The following is a 20566-nucleotide window of genomic DNA, read 5'->3' on the forward strand; positions in this document are numbered from 1 at the left end:
CCCGAACCACCGACCCACCGGTGCCGGGCGCGCTCCCCGCGCCCGGCACCGGCCGTCCCCACACGCTCCTACTCGCCCTTCAGGCCGTCCTTGAGGAACCGCACCTGCAACAGCAGCAGGTTCTCCGCCACCACCGGGTCCGACGGCGAGTGCGTCACCCCCGACAGCGGCAGCACGGTGTGCGGCTTCCCGGCCGCCAGCAGGGCCGAGGACATCCGCTGCGTGTGCGCGAACACCACGTTGTCGTCGGACAGCCCGTGGATCATCATCAGCGGGCGCTCCAGCTTGCCCGCGTCCTCCAGCAGCGAACTGCGGCCGTAGGCCTCCGGCTCGCCCTCGGGGGTGCCCAGGTAGCGCTCGGTGTAGTGGGTGTCGTACAGGCGCCAGTCGATCACCGGCGCGCCCGCCACCGCGGCGTGGAAGACGTCCGGGCGGCGCAGCACCGCCAGCGCGGCCAGGTAGCCGCCGAACGACCAGCCGTGGATGCCCACCCGCGAGGTGTCCAGGCAGTCGAACCGCTCCGCCGCGTCCCGCAGCGCGTCCACCTGGTCCTCCAGCACCGGGGCGGCCAGGTCCAGGTGCACGGACTGCTCCCACTCCACGCCCACGCCGGGGGTGCCCCGGCCGTCGGCGATGAGCACCGCGAACCCCTGCTCGGCGAACCACTGCGCGCTCAGGTACGCGCCGCGCGCGTTGAGCACCCGCTGCGCGTGCGGGCCGCCGTAGGGCGCCATCAGCACCGGCAGGGGGCGCCCGCCCTCCTGGTACCACGACGGCAGCACCAGCGCGCAGGGGATCTCCCGCGCGCCGGCGCGCCACGTGGTCACCCGCGGGTCCGGCAGGTCCGGGGCCTCGGCCAGGCCGGCGATCTCGGTCACCTCCCGCCGGGTCTCCGTGCTCGCGTTGCGCAGCACCAGCGTGCGCACACCCGTGAACTCCATCGACCGGTGCTGCACCACCATCGTGTCGCCCCGCAGCCGCCCCGACCGCAGGCCGCTGTGCGCCACGGCGTCCGTGGGCTGTGAGCGGCCGTGGCCGGGCAGCTCCACCGGCGCCGACAGCCCCGTGCCCAGGTCCACCAGCCACAGGGACACGTCGCCGGGCCGCCCCGCGGGCGACCCGGAGTACAGGATCCGGTCGCCGTCCACGTCCACCACGCCGCGCACGTACACGTCGGCGGGGCTGACGGCCCGCCCGTCCGCGTACACCCGGCGCGTGCCGCCCTCGGTGTCGCGCGCGATCCACACCAGGGCGCCGCCGGAGGTGTGGGCCGGCACGCCCGGCATGATCTCCACCCACACGTCGTCGGTGTCCGTGCGCACCTCGGCCACCAGTCCGGTGGCCGGGTCGGCGCTGAACAGGGTGAGGGTCCGCTGGTCGCGGCTCTGCCCGGTGAACACGATCGTCGGGTTGCCGTCCGGGCCCGTGGTCCATCCGGCCGTGGGCAGGTAGGGCAGCGCCTCGTGGTCCCACTCCACCCACACAGGGGCGGGCGGCCCCTCCTTCCGGTGCGCGGCGGAGGACGCCACCGGCAGGACCGCCAGGCGCACGGCCGGGTTGTCCGTGCCCGCGGCCGGGTAGCGCAGCGCGGTCGGCTCCTGCTCCGGGCTGGCCGGGTCGTCCACGTACCAGCGCAGGACCGCCGACTCGTCGACCCGTGTGGCCAGCACCGCCGAGCCGTCCGGCGCCCACCAGAACCCGCGGATCCGGTCCATCTCCTCGGCGGCGACGAAGTCTGCCAGGCCCCACGTCACGTGCTCGTCGTCGTCCTGGGCCAGGACCCGGTCGCCGTGGTCGTCCTCGGCGCCCGCGATGTCGATGACGCGCAGCGCGCCGCCGCTGACGTAGGCGACGTGGTCGCCGCGGGGGGAGACGCGGGGGTCGACCACCGGTGTGGTGGCGGGCAGCTCGCGCGGGTCGGTGTCGTCGCCCACCAGGTCGACGTAGAACAGCCGTCCCGACAGCGTGAACACCGCGCGGGTGAACGCCTCGTCCACGGAGTAGGACACGATGCCGCCGCCGCTCTCGCGCAGCCGCTCCCGGCGGGCGCGCTCCTCGGGCGGCAGGTTCTCGTCGTCGGCGCCCAGCGTGTGGGGGTCGGCCAGGACCGCGTCCGTGCCGCGTTCGGCGTCGTGGACCCACAGGCAGGTGGCGGTGTCGACGCCGTCGCGTCCCCGGAGGAAGGCGACGCGTGCGCCGTCCGGGGAGATCTGGAAGGCGCGTGGCACACCGGTGGTGAAGCGGCGGGTTCGGGCGAGTTGGCGAGGAAAGCTCATGGCCCGATTGTGGCCCAGATCGGCGGTGACCGGTGCGCGCGGCCACGGCGGGCGGGGGCGGCGGGTGCCGCGCACAGGGGTGAGTATCCGCCGAACACGCCCTTGTGGCCGGTATTGTTCGCTAGGTGATGGACAGGCGACTCATGATGGTGCACGCGCACCCCGACGACGAGAGCATCGTCACCGGTGCCACGCTGGCGAAGTACGCGGCCGAGGGGGCGGGGGTCACCCTGGTGACCTGCACCCGGGGCGAGGAGGGCGAGGTCATCCCCGACGACCTCGCGCACCTGGCCGCCGACCGCGACGACACCCTCGGCGAGCACCGCGTCGGCGAGCTGGACAAGGCCTGTGTCGCGCTGGGGGTGCGCGACCACCGCTTCCTCGGCGGCGCCGGCCACTACCGGGACTCCGGGATGATGGGCGGGCCGGCCAACGACCACCCCCGGGCGTTCTGGGGCGCCGATCCGGAGGAGGCCGCCCGGCTGCTGGCCGAGCTCATCCGCGAGGTCCGACCGCACGTGGTGGTCAGCTACGACGAGCACGGCGGCTACGGCCACCCCGACCACGTCCAGGCGCACCGGGTCACCCGCCGCGGCTGCGTCAAGGCCGCCGAACGCGCGATGCCCGGAACGCCCTGGCAGGTCCGCAAGCTCTACGCGATCGCCCAACCGGTGTCGCGGATCGAGGCGGTCATCGAGCGCATGGCCGAGGAGTCCGGTCCGTTCACACCGCCCGAGCGGGTCTCCGACATCGCGCGCGGCACCCCGGACGGGCTGGTGACCACGCGGGTGGACGCCACCGACCACTGGGCCGCCAAGACCCTGGCGATGCGCGCCCACGCGACACAGATCTCCGTGGACGGTGAGCGGTTCGCGCTGTCCAACGGCATCGCCCAGGAGATCGACGCCGTCGAGTACTACACCCTGCTCATGGGTCCGACGCCGCGCGTCCACCCGGGTGAGTACGAGACCGACCTCTTCGCGGGCCTGTGAGCCGCCCGGTGAGCGGTGCTGCGGGAGGCCCCGTGGGTTCCGGGGACGGGCACGGACGGGACGGGATCGGCCCGGGCACGGCGGGGTCCGCGCCGCCCGCGGCCGCCGCCCGTCCGTCGGGGCCTCTGTCCGGGGCTCTGACCGGGCTCACGTGCGCCGTTCTGCTGCCGCTCGGCGCCACGACGGGCCTGGTGGGCTCGTTCGGGGCGGGATGGCTCACCCGCTACTGGGACGCCGGCGCGATTCCGCAGGTGCTGGCGGGGGCCGGGCTGCTCGCCTTCGTGGCGCTGCTCTACGGCGCCTGCCGCCTGGTGGCCTGGGGGAGCCGGCGGCAGTCGGCCGCGCTGGCGTTCGCCGCCGGCTACCTGGCCACGCTCGTGGTGCTGGTCGCCTACCTCCCCGGCGGTGACGTCGTCATCACCGGCCACCTCATGCACTACGGGTACCTCTTCGGCACCATGCTGGCGCTCGTGATCGGTGTGGTGCACAGCGGCCTGAGCCGGCTTCCGAGCCGCCCGTCGCCCGCGCGGTAGCGGTGGCCGGGACGGGGCCGGTCGCGCGTCCCCGGGGGCGGGATCAGCCCCAGAACCGCAGCAGCAGCTGGCCGTGGAAGATCATGCCGGAGACGGCCGGGTTGGGCAGGATCCACTCCAGCAGCGAGTACAGCAGGCCGAAGAACCACTGGTTGACGACCGGGAACCAGAGCACCGCGAAGACGGCGACGGAGCCGAACAGCGCGTTGGTCCGGGCGGTGCCGATCCAGCGGCGGTCGCCGAGGAACGCGGCCAGCACCTCGAACCCGTCGAGCCCGGGCACCGGGAGCAGGTTCACCAGGGCGGCGGTCAGGTTCGCGAAGCACAGGAACGCCAGCGCGGCGATCGCCCAGTTCGTGGTGTCGTTGCCCGGCGGGACCAGGATCGACACGGTCGCCGCGAACACGGCCGCGAGCAGGAGACTCGCCAGCGGACCGGCGAGCGCGACCGCGACGCGGCGGCCGGGCGTGCGGATCCGGTCCCAGTCGACGTAGGTCGGCGGACCCGTCACGCCGAACGCGCCGAGCCCGAGGTAGAGCACCGGCAGGACCAGCCCCGCGAAGGCCTCGCGGTAGGCGAAGGGGTTGAACCGGAGGTAGCCGCCGCCGCGCAGCGAGCGGTCCCCGGCCAGGTGGGCGGCGAGCGCGTGCGCGAACTCGTGCACCGCGACGGAGACGATCCAGCCCAGCAGGATGAGCAGCGGCGGGATCAGCGGCGTGACGGTGGTGCCCTCCGCGGCCCAGTCCATCTCGACCGCGCGCCAGGACAGCCATCCGGCGAACCCGGCCAGGCCCAGCAGCAGCACGAACACCGGGCTGGGCAGGAAGTCCGCCCAGCCGGGGGCGCGCCCGGGCGTCTCGGCCCCGGGGCCCGCCTCCGAGTCCTCAGCGGTCCCGCCGTCCGCGCCGTCCACGGCGGTCCCGCCGTCCACGGCGTCCGCGCCGTCCTCGCCCTCCCCGGCGGTTCGCGTCCGCCCCTCGGCGGACGGCTCCTCCGCGCCGCCGAAGCCGCCGCGGCTCGGCACGTTCAGCGCGTCCTCGGGCATCTTCTCCCACGGATCGACGCCGCGCGCCTGGTCCGGGGCTGGCTCGGCGGCGTCGGTCGGCTCCGCCTTGTGCGGCGGCTCGGGCGTGGGCATGGTGCTCCTGCTGGTCGCGGGTCGTTCGCGCTCCAGAGTAGGCCCTGGTGCGCACCCGACCGCAGCGGGTCGCTTTCTGAGCCGAGCCGCCCGTCGGCTCAGTCGTCGGTCGCGACGAGGAGTGTGATCCGTCCGGTCGAGCGATCGGTGATGACGAACTCGTGGAACTGGTCGTGAACACCGCCCCAGTCGTGGAAGGCCTCCTCCCCGAGCCCGTTCAGGTAGAAGACGTGGTCGGCCCGGCGCACACGGTCGAACACTTCCCGCTCCAGCTCCGCCGCCAGGTCGGCGGGCACGTCCCCGTACTGGTTCACCCACTCCCGGAGGACGTGCGCGCTCTTCTCCCGGCTGACGGTCTCGTAGACGTCGGGGGTGACCAGGCTCAGCCAGTACGAGCCGTGTCTGGTCTCGTCCGGATGCACTCCTGCGCCCGCGTAGGCGTCCCGGAACTGTTCGTGCCCGATGAGTGCCGCGAGCAGGTCTCTGTCGCCGACGGGCCCCGCGGGGAGCCGCAGATGCTTGATGCTCACCCACCTGTAGGCATGCGCCGTCGGACTCCGGAACTCGTAGGACCGGAAATTGAGAAAGGCGTCGGCCTCGTGGGTGAGGGTGTGCTCCATGGCGACACAGCCTAGCGAGCCGGCCGGAGAGCCGGCCGGAAACGCCGGGTCCGTCGGACACTCCCTAGAGTTCGGGCTCCTGGGGGACCGCGGCGGGGTCGGAGGTCTCCTCGCGGGTGAGGTACTGCGGCACCGGGGCCGCGTCGTCCCCCGTGTCGTGGACGTCCCCGTAGCGCAGGCTCCCGTCCTCCGGCCCCGTGGACACGTCGTCGTTCACCCCGTCCCACGTCATCGCGGCCACGGCGAGCCCGTAGGAGGCGCCGCGCTCGTGGTGGGTCAGCGTGACCGTGCCGTCGAGGTAGAAGAACTCGTTCTGCCAGATCTGGCGCGCCCCCTCCGGCAGGTGGATGTAGCCCTCCTCCGGGCTGCCCATCCCGGTCGAGTCCGGATGGTCGGCGGACTGGGGCTCGTCCATGCGGCGCCCGCCGCCGGAGGCCACGTGGAACAGCCGTCCCTCCAGACCCGTCCACGTCGGCATGACCATGGACCCGGGCCGGTCCCAGAAGGCGAGCTGATAGCGGACGCGGACATAGCCCTGGCCGGACAGGACGACGTGCTCGTCCCGGTGCACCATCTGGACGAAGCCGCCGTGGTCCTCGTAGACACCGGCGACCACCCGCACACGCTCCCCCTCGGGGCGCCGCGGCCAGTCACCGGGCGGCTCGTTGGCGGGCAGCTCCTCGGGGCCGGAGACCACCGAGCCGTACTCCACCGCCTCCGGCTCCGGCGTCGGTTCCGCGGACTCCGACGCCTCCGGCGGCTCCACCGGTCCCGCCGGCGCTTCGCGAACGGCGGGCACCTCCTGCTCCGGGGCCGTCGCCGCCGCACTCGGCGGCGCCGGTCGCGGCTCCTCGTACACCACGATCCCGGTCACCAGCGCCGATCCCGCGACGGTCGCCGCCAGGGAGCCCGCGACCAGCGGCTTGGCCGCCACGGCCGCCCCGAACCCCGGCCACCACCCGGCCCTGGCGGCCCCGGCGGCGAGCACGGCGGCCAGCGGGCCGGTCGGGTCGGCCAGCAGTGATCCGGCGAGGCCCGCGGGCACGGGGACCAGGGACAGCGGTGCCAGCAACCGCTCCGCGGGTACCTGGTCGGCGAACCCGGTGTGGCAGGTCCGGCAGTCGCGCGTGTGCCGCGCGAACCGCTTGCGCCACAGCGGCGAGGGGACGCCGTCCCACCGCCGCGCCAGATCCGCCAGCCCGGGGCAGCGCGGATCGTGGGCCAGCGCCCGCACCACGGCGCGCGCCGCCGTCAGCTGCGCCTTCACCCGCTGCACCCGCACCGCCGCGTGCGCGTTGGACAGCCGTAGCGCGGCGGCCAGCTCGTCCCTGGTGAGCTCGCCCATCGCCTCCAGCCACCAGAGCGACAGCAGCCGCCGGTCGTCCGGGTCCAGCCAGCGCGTGGCCCGCGCGGTCTCCCGCCGCTGACCGGTCAGCGCCAGCCGCATGATGGTGAGGTCGGTGAAGTCGCCGCCCGGATCGGCCAGGTCCTCGGCGTCGTCGGGCCCGGTCCCGGCGCCGCGAGCGAACGCGCGCTGCCTGGCCCGCCCCCGGTCGGTGATCTGGCGCATCGCGATCGCCACCAGCCAGGACCGGAAGTCCTCGGGGCGGCGCAGCTTCCTGATCCCCCGCACCGCGCGGACCAGGGTCTCCTGTACGACGTCGTCGACGTCGGCGTGCCCGTCCAGAGCCCGGCCGACGATGTTGTAGATCAGCGGCAGGTACTCCGCGACCAGCGCGTCCAGGGCCCGCCGGTCACCGTCCCGGGCCGCCGCCACGAGCGCGTGCGCCGCCGCGTCCGACGTCCGCTCGGCCGTGTCCACTCGCTCCACGGGCTCCGCCTCCTCATGTCCTCCGGCATACCTGTCGCACGGGAGACGGAGACCGGCGGCCGCGGATAACGAATCGCCCCACCCTACGCGGCGGCGCCGCGCCGAAAATGTCACAGGCGGGCCGCAGTATGGGGATCCGACCCAAGGAAAAGAGGACCCCCATGTCGTTCCAGGCCTACCTCGACACCATCGAGGACAAGACCGGACTCGTTCCGCGTGCGCTCGTGGACCTGGCCAAGGAGCGGGGCTACGACGACCCCTCCGTCAAGGCGGGCACGATCGTGCGGTGGCTGGCCGACGACTACGGTCTCGGACGCGGGCACGCGATGGCGCTGGTCCACGTCATCAAGAAGGGTCCGCGGATCAGCGCGAAGCACGTGGGCACCGACGGCTCCCACCGCGACGAGTCCACCGAGCTCTGGCTCGACGGAAAGGCGACCCGTCCGGCCCCCGCGTAGGCCGGGGCCGGCCGCTCCTAGACGACGGCCCGGGGCGCCACGGCGGACTGGTGCAGGCACGCGATCGCGAACGCCCGGCCCGGGCCGGTCAGTTCGCGGTGCCCGTCCCCGTCGTCCTCGGTGAGCAGCCCCAGCGTCTCCAGCAGCCAGCCCACCGCCATCACCATCGCGCGCAGCTGGTCCGAGGCCGCGTCGGCGGTCCGGCGGTGCGCGGCCGCGTGCCGGCCCGCCGCCACCGGCGGCTCCGCCGGGACCCACCCGTACTCGGTGAGCGTGCGCTCGGCCGCGGCCACGTCGGACTCGCCCCGCCGGGCGTGCGACCCGGCCCCCTGCGGCGAGCGCGTGAGCAGCAGGCCCAGGAAGGTCTCCGCGGCCGCCTGCTCCACGCCTCCGGTCCGGCACAGCGACCGGGTGGCGGCCCGCCACAGCGCCTCGGGGTCCTCCCGCAGCTGGCGCCCGCGCCGGGTCAGGACCAGCCTGCGGCCCGACCGGCGCACCGCGCGCATGGAGCGCAGCACCTGGTGCAGGGAGATGAGCTGGGTGGCGTCGGTCTCGCTGCGCGGCGGGTCGGGCGAGGTCCGCCACCCGAAGTCGGCGCACATCTGCCGCACCACGTTGGGGGCGATGTAGCCGATCTGGGTGAGCGCGATCCCGTCCGCCGCCAGGTCCAGCAGCCTTTGCAACGGCGCCATCGCCCGCTCGGCCGAGCGCGGCGCGTCCGCCCCGGCGATGATCTCCCCGACCAGCGGCCACAGGCGCTCCCGGTGCGGGTGCGCGGACGAGCCCAGCCAGGCACGGACGCGCTCCTCGCGGACGCGGTCCAGGTGGCTCAGCCCCTGGCGGTCGGGGCGGGTCAGGAACGACCGGGTGAACCGCTCCTGGGCCGGGCGCCAGCCGAGCTTGCCCGGCCGCACGTCGCCCAGCGAGATCGCCAGCTCCAGCGCGGCCGCGGTCTCGCGCCGCGCCAGGATCTCGGCGTCGCCGACCGCCGTTCCCCACGTCAGCTCGGGCAGGTCCGGGGGCTCCACCCCGGACTCCCACATCAGCCGCTCGAACATCGCCAGACCCGCGTCGTGGTCGCGCGCGTAGACGGTCAGGACGGTCGTCGTCTCGGGCGACTTGCAGATCTGTGCGTAGCGGTGCAGCTGGAGGAGGTCGAAGAGCTGGCTCAGCGAGCGGGCGGCGAGCCGCTGGTCCTGCGCCGAACCCTGGAACCGCACGGGCAGCTCGAACCAGCAGAACCGCTGGACGGCGTGCTGGTCGATCCGTTCCAGTTCCTGACCGGGCGCCAACGCGTCCAGTGCGAGCCGGGCCATACCGGCGGACCGCTCGTCCCTGCGCGCCAGCTCGGCGAGGGCGGACGCGACGGCTTCGCGCATGATGGCGCTCACCACCTCCTGAGGGGAATCGAGCTGTGGCTGAGCCGACTCTTACCCCGGACGGGCCGAAAAATGCCTGTGTTCAGGCACGACATGAGCTCTCAGGGGGTCTCGGGCGGCCGTCCGCCACGCCGCCGCGGGGGGACGGGGGGAACGACGCGGCTCGCGGCGATGTCGGACTCGGCGACCTCCACCGACGACCCGTCGCGGCGCCGCAGGGTGAGGACGTGGTCCGCCCAGGACTCCACGACCCCGACGATATCGGTGAAGCCGCCCTCGGGGAGGCGGATCCGGACCGACACGCGCTGTCCGACGTCGTCCGGGACGATGCGATGGACGAGCCGTCCCCTCATGTGCATGGAACCGGACCCCCGATTGTGCGCTGGCAGTTCTTCGACGCCATACTAGGAGGACGACATCTGTGCCATTTGCTTGCAGAGCCCGGAGCAGCGCGGACGGCGCCCGCACGCCGCTCCGTCCCGAGGCCCTGAAGGTCCCCGCCTCCCCCGTGGACAGCGGGGGTGAGACAAGGAGTACGACGTGACCTACGTCATCGCGCAGCCCTGCGTCGATGTGCTGGACAAGGCGTGCATTGACGAGTGCCCCGTGGACTGCATCTACGAGGGCGACCGGATGCTGTACATCCACCCGGACGAGTGCGTCGACTGCGGTGCGTGCGAGCCGGTCTGCCCGGTCGAGGCCATCTACTACGAGGACGACCTGCCCGAGCAGTGGTCGGACTACTACAAGGCCAACGTCGACTTCTTCGACGACCTGGGTTCGCCGGGCGGCGCCTCGAAGGTCGGCAAGATCGACCGCGACCACCCGCTCATCGCCAAGCTCCCGCCGCAGGCCGAGTAGCGAGCGGAACGTCCGGCTCCCCACCCCACTGGCGCAGAGGGTGCGCGGACGCGCGGACGCCAGAACGTGACACGTCGCGCCGACCCCCGGGCGGGGGTCGGCGCGACGCTTGTCGTGAGCAACCGACACTGGAGTGTGCACCGATGGCAGACCGGCGACCCGTGACCGACCGGCTCCCCACCTTCCCCTGGGACCGGCTGGCGCCGTACAAGGCGACCGCGGCCGCGCACCCCGACGGGATCGTCAACCTGTCGGTGGGCACTCCCGTCGACCCGGTGCCCGCGTCCGTCCAGAGCGCCCTGGCGGAGTCCTCGGACACCCCCGGCTACCCGCTCACGTGGGGCACCGCCGAGCTGCGGTCGTCGATCTCCGCGTGGCTGGAGCGCCGCCACGGGGTCGGCGTCGCCGAGGGCGCCGTCCTGCCCACCGTGGGCTCCAAGGAACTGGTGGCCTGGCTGCCGACCCTGCTCGGGCTGAGCGCCGGCCACACCGTCGTCCACCCCGAACTCGCCTACCCCACCTACGACGTCGGCGCCCGGCTGGCCGGGGCGACCCCCGTCCCCGCCGACGGCCTCGCCTCCCTGGGACCGGCGCCCGTCGAGCTGGTGTGGGTCAACTCGCCCAGCAACCCGACCGGGCGCGTCCTGGGCGCCGCCCACCTGCGCAAGGTCGTGGAGTGGGCCCGCGAGCGCGGCGCGATCGTGGCCTCCGACGAGTGCTACCTCGACCTCGGCTGGGACGGAACCGAGCCGCTGTCGATCCTGCACCCCGACGTGTGCGGCGGATCCCACGACAACCTGCTCGCCCTGCACTCGCTGTCCAAGCGCTCCAACCTCGCGGGCTACCGCGCCGCCTTCGTGGCGGGCGACCCCGCCCTGGTCGGCGAGCTGCTGGACGTGCGCAAGCACGCGGGCATGATCGTCCCCGCCCCGGTCCAGGCCGCCATGCGCGCCGCGCTGGACGACGACTCCCACGCGGCGGAGCAGAAGGAGCGCTACCGCGCCCGGCGCGCCCGCCTGCGGGCCGCCTTCGAGGGCGCGGGCTGGCGCATCGAACACTCCGAGGCCGGCCTGTACCTGTGGGCGAGCCACCCCGACCACGACGCCTGGGGCGCGGTCGCCGAACTCGCCGAGCGCGGCATCCTGGTCGCCCCCGGCGAGTTCTACGGCGCCGCCGGCGCCGGACACGTCCGGGTGGCCTTCACGGCCACCGACGAGCGCGTGGAGGCGGTGGTGGGGCGGTTGGGCTCGGGCGCCCTTTAGACGCGCCCTTCGCGCCTTCCGGTGCGCTCCCTCGTTCCTCGGGAGCGCACCTCCAGGCCCTCCAGGACGCGTCGGCGCCCTCGCAGTGCTTGCTTTGGGCCTCCGCTCGTCCCTCGCTTTGGCCCGATCAACCCCCTGTGGTCACCGTGGGCGGGACCGCTGCCCCTTACCCCCGCTCGACCTCCCGCTCGCTTTGGCCCGGACAGACCCCCTGTGGTCGCCGTGGGCGGGACCGCTGGGCCTTACCCCTGCTCGCTTTGGCCCGATCAACCCCCTTGGGCCACTGTGAGCGGGACGGCTGCCCTTACCCTTGGTCGCTTTGACCGGCTTGCCGCTCGGGTCGCCCCCGGGCCGTATCTCCCCCGGGTGAGCGTGAGCGGGACGGCTCGGGGGCGCCGGGGTCCGTGGACCCCGGCGCCCTCCCGCCTACTTCAGGAGGAGGCGGCCGTCGGTCTCGGGTGCCTCGGTCCACTGCGCCGTGTCCGGTCCTCCGTCGGAGGCGTGCCAGCGCTGACCGTCGTAGGTGACGGTGTGCAGCCCGTACTCGTCGGCGTGGGCGACGGCCCAGATGGCCATGGCCCAGCCGAGGTCGCCGGTCTCGTGGCCCTGCACCTCGGGCAGGGCCGTGGGGTCGGTGCCGAACACGCGGGCCATCTCGGCGTGCGCGTCCTCGGTGTCCGAACCGGCCTCCCGCATCGCGGACAGGCCCTCGGAATCGAACCAGCAGGTCACGGCCGGTCCGCGGGCACCGGTGAACACCTCGGCCATCCGCTCGGACAGCCCTTCGTGCTGGTCGTAGGCGAACCCGTCGGCGCTGCGCTGGACCGCCTGCGCGGCCTCGTAGACCGGCAGCTCCTGCCAGCCCTGGACTTCGGTGAGCTCGTCGTAGAACGAGGCGCTGGAGGCCACCGGGTCGAGGATCTGGTCCGGCTCCCCCCACTCCTGGGAGGGGCGCTGCTGGAACAGGCCCAGCGAGTCGCGGTCGCCGTACTCCAGGTTGTAGAAGGTCGACTCCTGCCAGACGGTCGCGTAGGCCACGGTCACCGCCTCCTCCGGCAGGTTGCGGCTGAAGGCGACGCCTCCGACCGTGGCGGCGTTCACCGCCTGGGCGACCTCCATGTCGTACTTGCCGTCGGACAGCTCCAGGCGGCAGCCGGGCTCGACCTCGGGCTCGGAGTCGATGGGCTCGATGGTGGTCAGCACGTAGTAGGCCCCCGCGACGATCACGCCGCATGCGAGGGTCAGGGACAACAGGATCTTCACGAAAGCGGAGATCCTTCGGCGTTTACTGGGCACGGGCGTACCATCGGCTAGGCAACAGGTGGGGTCGCGCCACGGGAGGCTGGCTCCGTCGGCGCGGGCGCTCACGCGCCACGGCCCGCATTGTAGTCGGCGCGCCGGACCGATCCAGGGCGGCGGCGTCACACTCGCCGGAACCGGCTAACGTGGGTGCACATGACCAGCTCGTACACAAGTCCGCTGCCCGACCAGATCGACGAACTCTGGGAGCAGCGCTCCACGCTGACACCCGACCACTCCGAGGCGCGCGCCGTCATCACCGGCGCCATCGACCAGATCGACGAGGGCAAGGCCCGTGTGGCCTTCGTCGACCCCACCACGGACGCCGTCGTGGTCGACGAGCGCGCCAAGCGCTCCATCCTGCTCGGCTTCAAGGTCCTGGACATGAAGGAGTCGCACGTCGGCGACTTCTACCACCACGACCGCATGCCGCTGAAGACCCGTTTCGACGGTGTCCGCGTCGTCGCCGGCGCGATCGCCCGCTGGGGCTCCTACCTCGCCCCGGGCGTCGTGCTCATGCCGTCCTTCACCAACATCGGCGCCTATGTCGGCTCCGGCACGATGGTCGACACCTGGGCCACCGTCGGCTCCTGCGCGCAGGTCGGCGAGAACGTCCACCTGTCCGGCGGCGTCGGCGTCGGCGGCGTCCTGGAGCCCCCGCAGGCCTCCCCGGTCATCATCGAGGACGACGCCTTCCTGGGCTCGCGGAGCATGGTCGTCGAGGGCGCCCGCGTGCGCACCGGCGCCAAGCTGGGCGCGGGCACGATCCTCACCTCGTCCACGCGCGTGTTCGACGCGGAGACCGGCGAGGAGCTCAAGCGCGGCGAGGCCCCGGCCTGGTCGGTGTGCGTCACCGCCAACCGCGCCAAGAGCTTCCCCGGCGGCGAGTTCGGCATGCCGGTGCTGCTGGTGCTCAAGCGCCTCCAGGAGGGCGAGGAGCACGACAAGCTGGCCCTGAACGACCTGCTGCGCGAGCACGGCGTCAACGCCTGATCCGGTCCCGCGTGTGCTTCGGGGCGTCCTTCGAGTACGAGGGGCGCCCCTTTCGTGTCTAGGGTGGTGATCACACGCGTGGTGCAGGTGCGTATCGATACGTAGAGGTACGTCCCCGGCCAGGGGCGGACCTGCCGCGCGGTGGACGACGACCTGACCGGAGAGACCATGTTGGACCTGACCTCGGACGCGGCCGATCTGACCGCCGCCATCGTCGACATCCGCTCCGAGAGCGGTGACGAGAAGATCCTGGCTGACGCGGTCGAGGACGCCCTCTCCGGCCTGGACCACCTCAGCGTGAGCCGGGACGGCGACGCCGTGGTCGCCCGGACCGACCTCGGCCGCCCCCGGCGCGTGGTGGTGGCCGGGCACATCGACACCGTCCCCATCGCGGACAACGTGCCCTCGCACGTGGCCGACGGCCGCCTGTACGGCTGCGGCACGAGCGACATGAAGGCCGGTGTGGCCGTCCAGCTCAAGCTCGCCGCCCTGGTCCCCGAGCCCGTGCACGACGTCACCTACGTCTTCTACGACAACGAAGAGGTCGACGCCTCCCGCAACGGCCTCCTGCGCCTGGCCCGCAACCACCCCGAGTGGCTCGCCGGCGACTTCGCCATCCTGATGGAGCCCACCGACGGCGTCATCGAGGGCGGCTGCCAGGGCACCATGCGCGTGGAGGTCGTGGCCAGGGGCAAGCGTTCGCACAGCGCCCGCTCGTGGATGGGGGAGAACGCCATCCACGGTGCCGGGGCGATCCTGGACGTGCTGCGCGCCTACGCGCCCCGCGAGCCCGAAGTGGAGGGGCTGCGCTTCCACGAGGGCCTCAACGCGGTGTTCATCGAGGGCGGGGTGGCGGGCAACGTCATCCCCGACGAGTGCGTCGTGACGGTCAACTACCGCTTCGCCCCGGACCTGTCACTGGCCGAGGCGGAGAAGCACCTGCGCGAGGTCTTCGACGGCTTCGAGGTACGCGTCGTGGACGCCTCCGCCGCCGCCCGCCCCGGCCTGGACGACCCGTCGGCGGCGGCGTTCGTCACCGCGGTGGGGGAGGGGAAGGCCCGGGCCAAGCTCGGCTGGACCGACGTGTCCCGCTTCTCCGAGCTGGGCGTGCCCGCCGTCAACTACGGCCCCGGCGACCCGACGCTGGCGCACACCAGGGACGAGTACGCCGAGATCGCGCCGATCCGCGAGGCCGAGGAGCGCATGGTCGCCTGGCTGACCGGCGCCCGCTGAACGTCCCGCGGAGCGCCCTCCGACCGGCGTCCGGGCGCCCGCTGACCTCGAACGGGCCGCATGTGGCCACCGGCGTGTCATGTGCGGTTCAGGTGTGAGTGCGGCGGGCGCGGATAGGTTGACGGGCATGACGGAAGAAGAGCAGTACAGGCACGTCGGCCCTCTCACCTACCGCGGCCGTGCCGTCCCCAACACCACCACCGACCAGCGCCTCCTCGACGCCCGCGGTCCGAGCGACTGGGTGCACACCGACCCCTGGCGGGTGCTGCGGATCCAGTCGGAGTTCGTCGAGGGCTTCGGCCTGCTCTCGGAGCTGCCGTCGGCGGTGAGCGTGTTCGGTTCGGCGCGCATCAAGCCCGGTACGGAGTACTACGACCTCGGTGTCGCCATGGGCGCCAAGCTCGCCGAGGCCGGGTACGCGACCATCACCGGCGGTGGCCCGGGCATGATGGAGGCCGCGAACAAGGGGGCCCAGGGCGCGGGCGGGATGTCCGTCGGGCTGGGGATCGAGCTGCCGTTCGAGCAGTCCCTCAACCCCTACATCGACGTGGGCATGACCTTCCGCTACTTCTTCGTGCGCAAGACGATGTTCGTGAAGTACGCGCAGGCGTTCGTCGTGCTGCCCGGCGGCTTCGGAACGCTGGACGAACTCTTCGAGGCCATCACCCTCGTCCAGACCAACAAGGTCACCCGGTTCCCCGTGGTGCTGGTCGGCCGGTCGTTCTGGGCCGGGCTCCGCGAGTGGATCGAGTCCAGCCTGCTGGAGAACAAGCTGATCAATCCCGGTGACATGGACCTGCTGCAGATGACCGACGACCCCGACGAGGTCGTCGACATCATCCGCAAGTCCCACCTGGACATCGCCCAACAGCAGAGCGAGGCCGCGCGGCGGGCGCCGGGGCCCCAGCAGTAAGGAGGGGGCCGGGGCGGGGGAGGCGTGTGGCACGATCGGACCGTGCCTGTCTTCATCATGATCCTGGTTGCCCTGGCCGCCCTGGCCGTGCTCGTCGGCGTGGTCTACGTCGTGCTCGGCAAGGGCGGGCGGCTCGCCCGCGTCGAGGCCGACTACCCCCCGCTGGACCTGCCCGAGGACGGCGCGGTCACGGCACCAGACCTGAACCGCCTGGTGCTGCCCCTGTCCATGTGGGGCTACCACGTGCGTGCGGTGGACGAGCTGCTGGTCCGGCTCGCCGCGACGCTGCGCGCCCGGGAGGAGCGGATCCAGGACCTGGAATGGCGCCTCTCCCGCCTGGAGCCCTCCTACGTCCCCGAGGGGACGGGCCCCGACCGCGGCACCCGGCTTCCGGGGGACGCGTACGCGCCGGAGCGGCGTGCCTCCGAGCCCGGTGCCGCCGCACAGCCCCGTGCCGCGTCCGAGCCCGCTGCCGGGTCCGCCGCGGAGGCCGCCCCGCGGTCGGGGGCGGCGTCGGATCCGGAACCGCGGGAGGCCGCGGGCGAGTCCCGCGAGCAGGCCTGACGCCGCCGGGTATGTCACGCATCACACTGTAGGCGTCGCCAGGGCGGGTTTCCCCGGGTGCGCGTGCCCTATTCTCGTTCGCTGTACATGCGTTGCCCCCGTTCCGCCGGAGCGGGTGGATCGTCGTGAGGATGGCGAGGATGGACACAGCAGCCGAACTGGAATCGGGTTCCGGGGACGAGAGCGGTACCACCCCCACTCCCACGCCGGCCTCACCCGTGACGCAGCTGTCCCTGTGGCCGCCGCCGAGATCGACCCGGCACAGCGGCCGCCGTCGCCGCCAGGTGGTCGTGGTGTCCGCCGTCGTGGTCGCCGTCCTGGCGCTCGCGGGCGGGATCGCCGCCGCGCTGACCCTCACCGCCGCCGACGACCAGGAGGACGTCGCCGAAGCCGGGCGGACGCACCTGGACGCGTTCGTCGGCTCCTGGTCCGGTGAGATGGTCCAGGTCGACACCGAGGGCGACTACGTCGCCGACTGGCACGCCGAGGTGCGCATCGAGGACGGAGCCGAGCGCGGCAGCACCGCCTGGACGACGTTCGCGTGCTCGGGGACGCTGGAGCAGACGGCCGCCGAGGGCGACCGGCTGGTGTACACCTACACCGAGACCGCGGATCCGCAGGACCGGTGTGTCGACGAGGCCGAACTGACCGTGTCGCCCGACGGCGGCGGCCTGGCGGCCGAGTGGTCGTCGGTGACCCGCGAGGGCACCAGGATGATCTCCACGGGCCTGCTGGAGTGATCGCCGGCCCGCGCGGGCCCTCCCGCACCGAACGGGTTTCGGTCGGTACCGATATAAGCTGACTGACCAACGATTCCTCGCAGGAGAGCGTTCGAGGCGACGGCCCGGCCGTCGCCTCGCGCACACGCAGGGGTCAACCTTCCGAGATAATGGTCGAAGGGTGATTCACGTCCCTCACGTCACACGGACACGACTCACACGGAGCCTGCCACGGTTTTCCGAGCCGAGACGACTCAGCTGACCTGCGCCGGTGCTGTGACTCGGTCACCCGCGAGGAACACCAAGAAAGGGGAATGGCATGGCGGCGATGAAGCCGAGGACCAGCGACGGGCCGATGGAGGTCACCAAGGAGGGTCGCGGCATCATCATGCGAGTCCCGCTGGAGGGCGGCGGACGCCTGGTCGTCGAGCTGACACCAGACGAGGCGGTCGAGCTCCGGGACGCGCTGAAGGGCGTCGTCGGCTAGCGGCCGGTACCGATACCGTCCCCCACCAAGGGCCGGAACGCCCTGACGACCCCCGAGGTAGACCACCTCCCGAAGAGTGAACGATTGTGAGCGGCCTGTGCCATTCGCCACGCAGATCCACCCTGTAGCGGGTAACCTCGCCGATTCCACCGCGGACCTGCTGGTCCTCCCCGTGCTCGCGGGGGACGACGGGCCCACGGAGGTCGACGGGGTCGCCGACGGCGGACTGACACAGGTGCTCCCTGCCGCGCTCCGCGATCTGTTCACGCACTACTCGCTGACCGGCAAGGCCGGTGAGCTGGCCCAGTTCCCGGTGGTCCGGGACCGCGGCCTGGTACGGCTGGCGCTTCTGGGGGTCGGCTCGGGTTCGCCCGACGACCTCCGGAAGGTCGGCGCCGCCCTGTCCCGGTTCGCGCGCGGCTCCGAGACCGTGGCCCTGGCCTGGCCCGGGACGGGGGAAGCGGCCGCCGTGGCCTTCGCCGAAGGTGTGCTGCTGGCCTCGTACACCTTCACGCTCAAGACCGGCGAGACGCCCAGGGCCAAGCGCCCCGCGGCGACCATCCAGGTCGTGGGTGCCGCCGAGCTGGCCGACGCCCTCGCCCGCGGCGGCGAGCTGGCCTCGGCCACCGCCCTGGCCAGGGACCTGATCAACACCCCCTCCCTGACCAAGGACCCCGAGTGGATGGCCCGGCGCGCCCGCGAGGTGGCCGCCGACTCCGGTCTCGACGTGCGCGTGTGGGACGAGGACGAGCTGGCCGAGGCCGGTTTCGGCGCGATCCTCGCGGTGGGCCAGGGCTCCGCGCGGCCCCCGCGGCTGGTGCAGCTCGACTACACGCCGGAGAACCCGACCGCCCACGTGGTGCTGGTCGGCAAGGGCATCACGTTCGACACCGGCGGGCTCTCCCTCAAGCCCAACGACAACATGAAGCTCATGAAGACCGACATGAGCGGCTCGGCGATCGTGCTCGCCGTGCTCTCGGCGCTGCGCGCGGTCGGCGCGGGCGTGCGGGTCACCGGCCTGCTGCCGCTGGCGGAGAACGCCTTCTCCGGCGACGCCACCCGGGTCGGCGACGTGCTGACCACCTACAGCGGCAGGACCGTCGAGGTCCTCAACACCGACGCCGAGGGGCGGCTGGTCCTCGCCGACGCCCTGGGCTACGCCGTCGCCGAGCTCGGTCCGGACGTGATCGTGGACGTGGCGACCCTGACCGGCGCGGCCAAGGTCGCCCTCGGCACCGGCATCGGCGCCCTGTACAGCACCGACGACACGGTCGCCGCGGAGATCGAGCGCGCCGGCACCGACTCCGCCGAGCCGCTGTGGCGGATGCCGCTCACCGAGGACTACGTCGAGACGACGCGCTCGCGGGTCGCGGACCTGGCCAACATCGGCACCCGCAAGGAGTTCGGCCCGGCCGGCGCCACGGACGCCGCGCTCTTCCTGCGCGAGTTCGTCGGCGACGTGCCCTGGGCCCACCTCGACATCGCCGGTCCCGGCCGCTCCATGAAGGAGGACGGCCTGCTCAGCAAGGGCGGGACCGCCTTCTCCACCCGAACCCTGCTGCGCTGGGTCGGGCGCCTTTAAGACGCGCCCTTCGCGCCTTCCGGTGTGTCCGCTCGTTCCTCACGGACACACCTCCAGCCACTCCAGGACGCGTCGGCGCCCTCCGCCTGTGCTTTTTTGGGGCCTCCGCTTCGCTTTGGCCCGTGCTCGTGCGCCCGGAAGACGCGCCCTTCGGTCCTTCCGGTGCATTCCCTCGTTCCTCGGGAGTGCACCTCCAGGCCCTCCAGGACGCGTCGGCGCCCTCGCCGTACTCTCCGGCGCCCTCGCAGGCTCGGACGCTGGGCGCTGGGAGGCCAGTGTTCTTCGTCGTCGACTTGCCTTGCTCGCACGCTCGCTGCGGCCCCGTCTCCTCCTGCAGAACACTGGCGCGCCCCTCGCGAACCCCCCAGCGGTCCCCGAAGCGCGACGGCCTACCTTTCACCCCCTCGGGTGGACGTAGGCCGTGTCGAGCAACTCCAACCCCCTGCGTACTGCCTGGCTGGATGGCCTGCCTTTCACCCCCTCGGGCGGATGTGGGTCGTGTCGTGCGGGTTCAACCCCCTGATCCTGAGGCACGGGGGGCGGGGCGTGCACACGTCGGCCTGCGTGCCCCTGGGGGTTGGGTGTGACCGGTTCCGCTCACGGTGACCACTGGGAGGTGGACGTAGGGCGTCCCTGCTCGGTGGGTCCGTGGGGGTTGAAGCCTCTACAGGTGTGGGGACCACAGGGGGGTTGATCGGGCCAAAGCGAGGAACGAGCGGAGGCCCAAAGAAAGCACGGGTGAGGGGCGCGCCGGTGCCTGCAGGAGGAGTCTCTGCCGCCGGCGAGGAACGAGCCAGGCAGTAGCGACGACGAAGGACCCGGCGTCAAGCGCCCCGAATCACAGCGAGAAGGCCCTGGCCGATGGGCAGCAGCAGCGGGATGAGCGACTCGTCCTCGCGGACCTGCTGGATCACCTCGCGCACGGCGGTCTCGGCGGGGTCGGGGACCCGCAGGGGGCCGTCCGGCTCGGACGGGACGGGTGTGGCGTCGTTGAACACGACCACGCCGCCCGGGCGCAGCAGCCGGCGGGCCTCGCTCAGGTAGTGCGGCGCCGACTCGGGGTCGGCGTCCACGAACACCATGTCGTAGCCGCCGTCGGTCAGCCGCGGCAGCATCTCCAGGGCCGAGCCCCGGATGAGCCGCGCCCGACCGGCGCCGAACCCGGCGCGCGAGAAGGCGGTGCGGGCGTACTCCTGGAACTCGGCGCGCGTGTCGACGGTGGTCAGGATGCCGTCGGTGGCCATGCCCCGCAGCAGCCAGATCCCCGAGGTGCCGCATCCCGTGCCGACCTCGACCACCGCGCGGGCGCCGATCGCCGCGGCCAGGAACCGCAGGGCCGCTCCCGTGGCGGCGTCGACCGGGGCGGTCGCCGAGCGCACGCCCGCGTCGTAGGCGTCGGCCAGGGGGCCGTCCTCCATCGCGTCCT

20 protein-coding genes are annotated in these 20566 nt (G+C 73.0%); 12 read left to right on the plus strand and 8 right to left on the minus strand.

The features are described from left to right. Positions 1-68: 68 nt before the first annotated feature. A complete protein-coding gene (locus HNR10_RS20910; RefSeq protein ID WP_179826139.1) occupies positions 69-2276 on the minus strand; it encodes a S9 family peptidase in 2208 nt (735 codons plus the stop codon). 125 nt (positions 2277-2401) lie between these two features. On the opposite strand from HNR10_RS20910, the gene mshB reads away from it, so the two are divergent. Next, a complete protein-coding gene (gene mshB, locus HNR10_RS20915; protein ID WP_179826141.1) occupies positions 2402-3268 on the plus strand; it encodes an N-acetyl-1-D-myo-inositol-2-amino-2-deoxy-alpha-D-glucopyranoside deacetylase in 867 nt (288 codons plus the stop codon). A gap of 32 nt (positions 3269-3300) precedes the next feature. Then, positions 3301-3801, plus strand: a complete 501-nt coding sequence (locus tag HNR10_RS20920; protein WP_179826143.1) for a hypothetical protein — start codon at positions 3301-3303, stop codon at positions 3799-3801. A 43-nt stretch (positions 3802-3844) separates the two neighbouring features. On the opposite strand, the gene HNR10_RS20925 is transcribed toward HNR10_RS20920, so the two are convergent. The 3 genes from HNR10_RS20925 to HNR10_RS20935 all read right to left on the minus strand — a co-directional run bounded on the left by HNR10_RS20925 (position 3845) and on the right by HNR10_RS20935 (position 7390). Then, positions 3845-4939: a site-2 protease family protein gene (locus HNR10_RS20925; protein ID WP_179826145.1), complete on the minus strand. Its 1095-nt coding sequence runs from the start codon at positions 4937-4939 to the stop codon at positions 3845-3847. Between the two features lie 98 nt (positions 4940-5037). After that, positions 5038-5469 carry a hypothetical protein gene (locus HNR10_RS20930; RefSeq protein WP_218897911.1) on the minus strand — a complete coding sequence of 144 codons (432 nt, stop codon included), beginning with the start codon at positions 5467-5469 and terminating at the stop codon, positions 5038-5040. 154 nt (positions 5470-5623) lie between these two features. After that, entirely contained in the window at positions 5624-7390 is a 1767-nt protein-coding gene (locus HNR10_RS20935) for a sigma-70 family RNA polymerase sigma factor (RefSeq protein WP_218897913.1), read from the minus strand. 161 nt (positions 7391-7551) lie between these two features. Here HNR10_RS20935 and HNR10_RS20940 point away from each other — a divergent pair, with 161 nt between their 5' ends. Further along, positions 7552-7848 carry a DUF4287 domain-containing protein gene (locus HNR10_RS20940; RefSeq protein ID WP_179826149.1) on the plus strand — a complete coding sequence of 99 codons (297 nt, stop codon included), beginning with the start codon at positions 7552-7554 and terminating at the stop codon, positions 7846-7848. A gap of 17 nt (positions 7849-7865) precedes the next feature. Here the strand turns inward: HNR10_RS20940 and HNR10_RS20945 are convergent, their stop codons facing one another. Next, positions 7866-9227: a hypothetical protein gene (locus tag HNR10_RS20945; RefSeq protein WP_179829863.1), complete on the minus strand. Its 1362-nt coding sequence runs from the start codon at positions 9225-9227 to the stop codon at positions 7866-7868. Positions 9228-9328: 101 nt separating this feature from the next. Next, positions 9329-9586 carry a putative acetyltransferase gene (locus HNR10_RS20950; protein WP_179826152.1) on the minus strand — a complete coding sequence of 86 codons (258 nt, stop codon included), beginning with the start codon at positions 9584-9586 and terminating at the stop codon, positions 9329-9331. Between the two features lie 181 nt (positions 9587-9767). Here HNR10_RS20950 and fdxA point away from each other — a divergent pair, with 181 nt between their 5' ends. Both fdxA and dapC read left to right on the plus strand, forming a co-directional pair. Then, entirely contained in the window at positions 9768-10088 is a 321-nt protein-coding gene (fdxA, locus tag HNR10_RS20955) for a ferredoxin (protein ID WP_053615726.1), read from the plus strand. 143 nt (positions 10089-10231) lie between these two features. Continuing rightward, positions 10232-11350 carry a succinyldiaminopimelate transaminase gene (gene dapC / locus HNR10_RS20960; RefSeq protein ID WP_179826154.1) on the plus strand — a complete coding sequence of 373 codons (1119 nt, stop codon included), beginning with the start codon at positions 10232-10234 and terminating at the stop codon, positions 11348-11350. Between the two features lie 426 nt (positions 11351-11776). Here dapC and HNR10_RS20965 read toward each other — a convergent pair whose 3' ends face one another. Beyond that, the gene (locus HNR10_RS20965) at positions 11777-12646 is read right to left on the minus strand and encodes a hypothetical protein (RefSeq protein WP_179826156.1); all 870 of its coding nucleotides are present in this window, start codon (positions 12644-12646) and stop codon (positions 11777-11779) included. 159 nt (positions 12647-12805) lie between these two features. On the opposite strand from HNR10_RS20965, the gene HNR10_RS20970 reads away from it, so the two are divergent. The 7 genes from HNR10_RS20970 (at position 12806) to HNR10_RS21000 (ending at position 19140) form a co-directional block, all read left to right on the plus strand. Further along, positions 12806-13642, plus strand: coding sequence for a 2,3,4,5-tetrahydropyridine-2,6-dicarboxylate N-succinyltransferase (locus tag HNR10_RS20970; RefSeq protein ID WP_179826158.1), 837 nt, complete (start codon positions 12806-12808; stop codon positions 13640-13642). A 168-nt stretch (positions 13643-13810) separates the two neighbouring features. Continuing rightward, positions 13811-14875: a succinyl-diaminopimelate desuccinylase gene (gene dapE, locus HNR10_RS20975; protein ID WP_179829864.1), complete on the plus strand. Its 1065-nt coding sequence runs from the start codon at positions 13811-13813 to the stop codon at positions 14873-14875. A gap of 127 nt (positions 14876-15002) precedes the next feature. Beyond that, positions 15003-15788 carry an LOG family protein gene (locus HNR10_RS20980; RefSeq protein ID WP_179826160.1) on the plus strand — a complete coding sequence of 262 codons (786 nt, stop codon included), beginning with the start codon at positions 15003-15005 and terminating at the stop codon, positions 15786-15788. 42 nt (positions 15789-15830) lie between these two features. Then, positions 15831-16352, plus strand: a complete 522-nt coding sequence (locus HNR10_RS20985; RefSeq protein ID WP_179826161.1) for a hypothetical protein — start codon at positions 15831-15833, stop codon at positions 16350-16352. Between the two features lie 140 nt (positions 16353-16492). After that, a complete protein-coding gene (locus HNR10_RS20990) occupies positions 16493-17092 on the plus strand; it encodes a hypothetical protein (protein ID WP_179826163.1) in 600 nt (199 codons plus the stop codon). A 298-nt stretch (positions 17093-17390) separates the two neighbouring features. Next, a complete protein-coding gene (locus HNR10_RS20995) occupies positions 17391-17558 on the plus strand; it encodes a DUF3117 domain-containing protein (protein ID WP_017596980.1) in 168 nt (55 codons plus the stop codon). A gap of 97 nt (positions 17559-17655) precedes the next feature. Next, positions 17656-19140, plus strand: a complete 1485-nt coding sequence (locus tag HNR10_RS21000; RefSeq protein ID WP_179826164.1) for a leucyl aminopeptidase — start codon at positions 17656-17658, stop codon at positions 19138-19140. Positions 19141-19964: 824 nt separating this feature from the next. Here the strand turns inward: HNR10_RS21000 and HNR10_RS21005 are convergent. Further along, a complete protein-coding gene (locus tag HNR10_RS21005; RefSeq protein ID WP_179829865.1) occupies positions 19965-20558 on the minus strand; it encodes an O-methyltransferase in 594 nt (197 codons plus the stop codon). Positions 20559-20566: the final 8 nt, after the last annotated feature.

Origin of the sequence: Nocardiopsis aegyptia (assembly GCF_013410755.1) — a bacterium.
Classification (GTDB): Bacteria; Actinomycetota; Actinomycetes; order Streptosporangiales; family Streptosporangiaceae; genus Nocardiopsis; species Nocardiopsis aegyptia.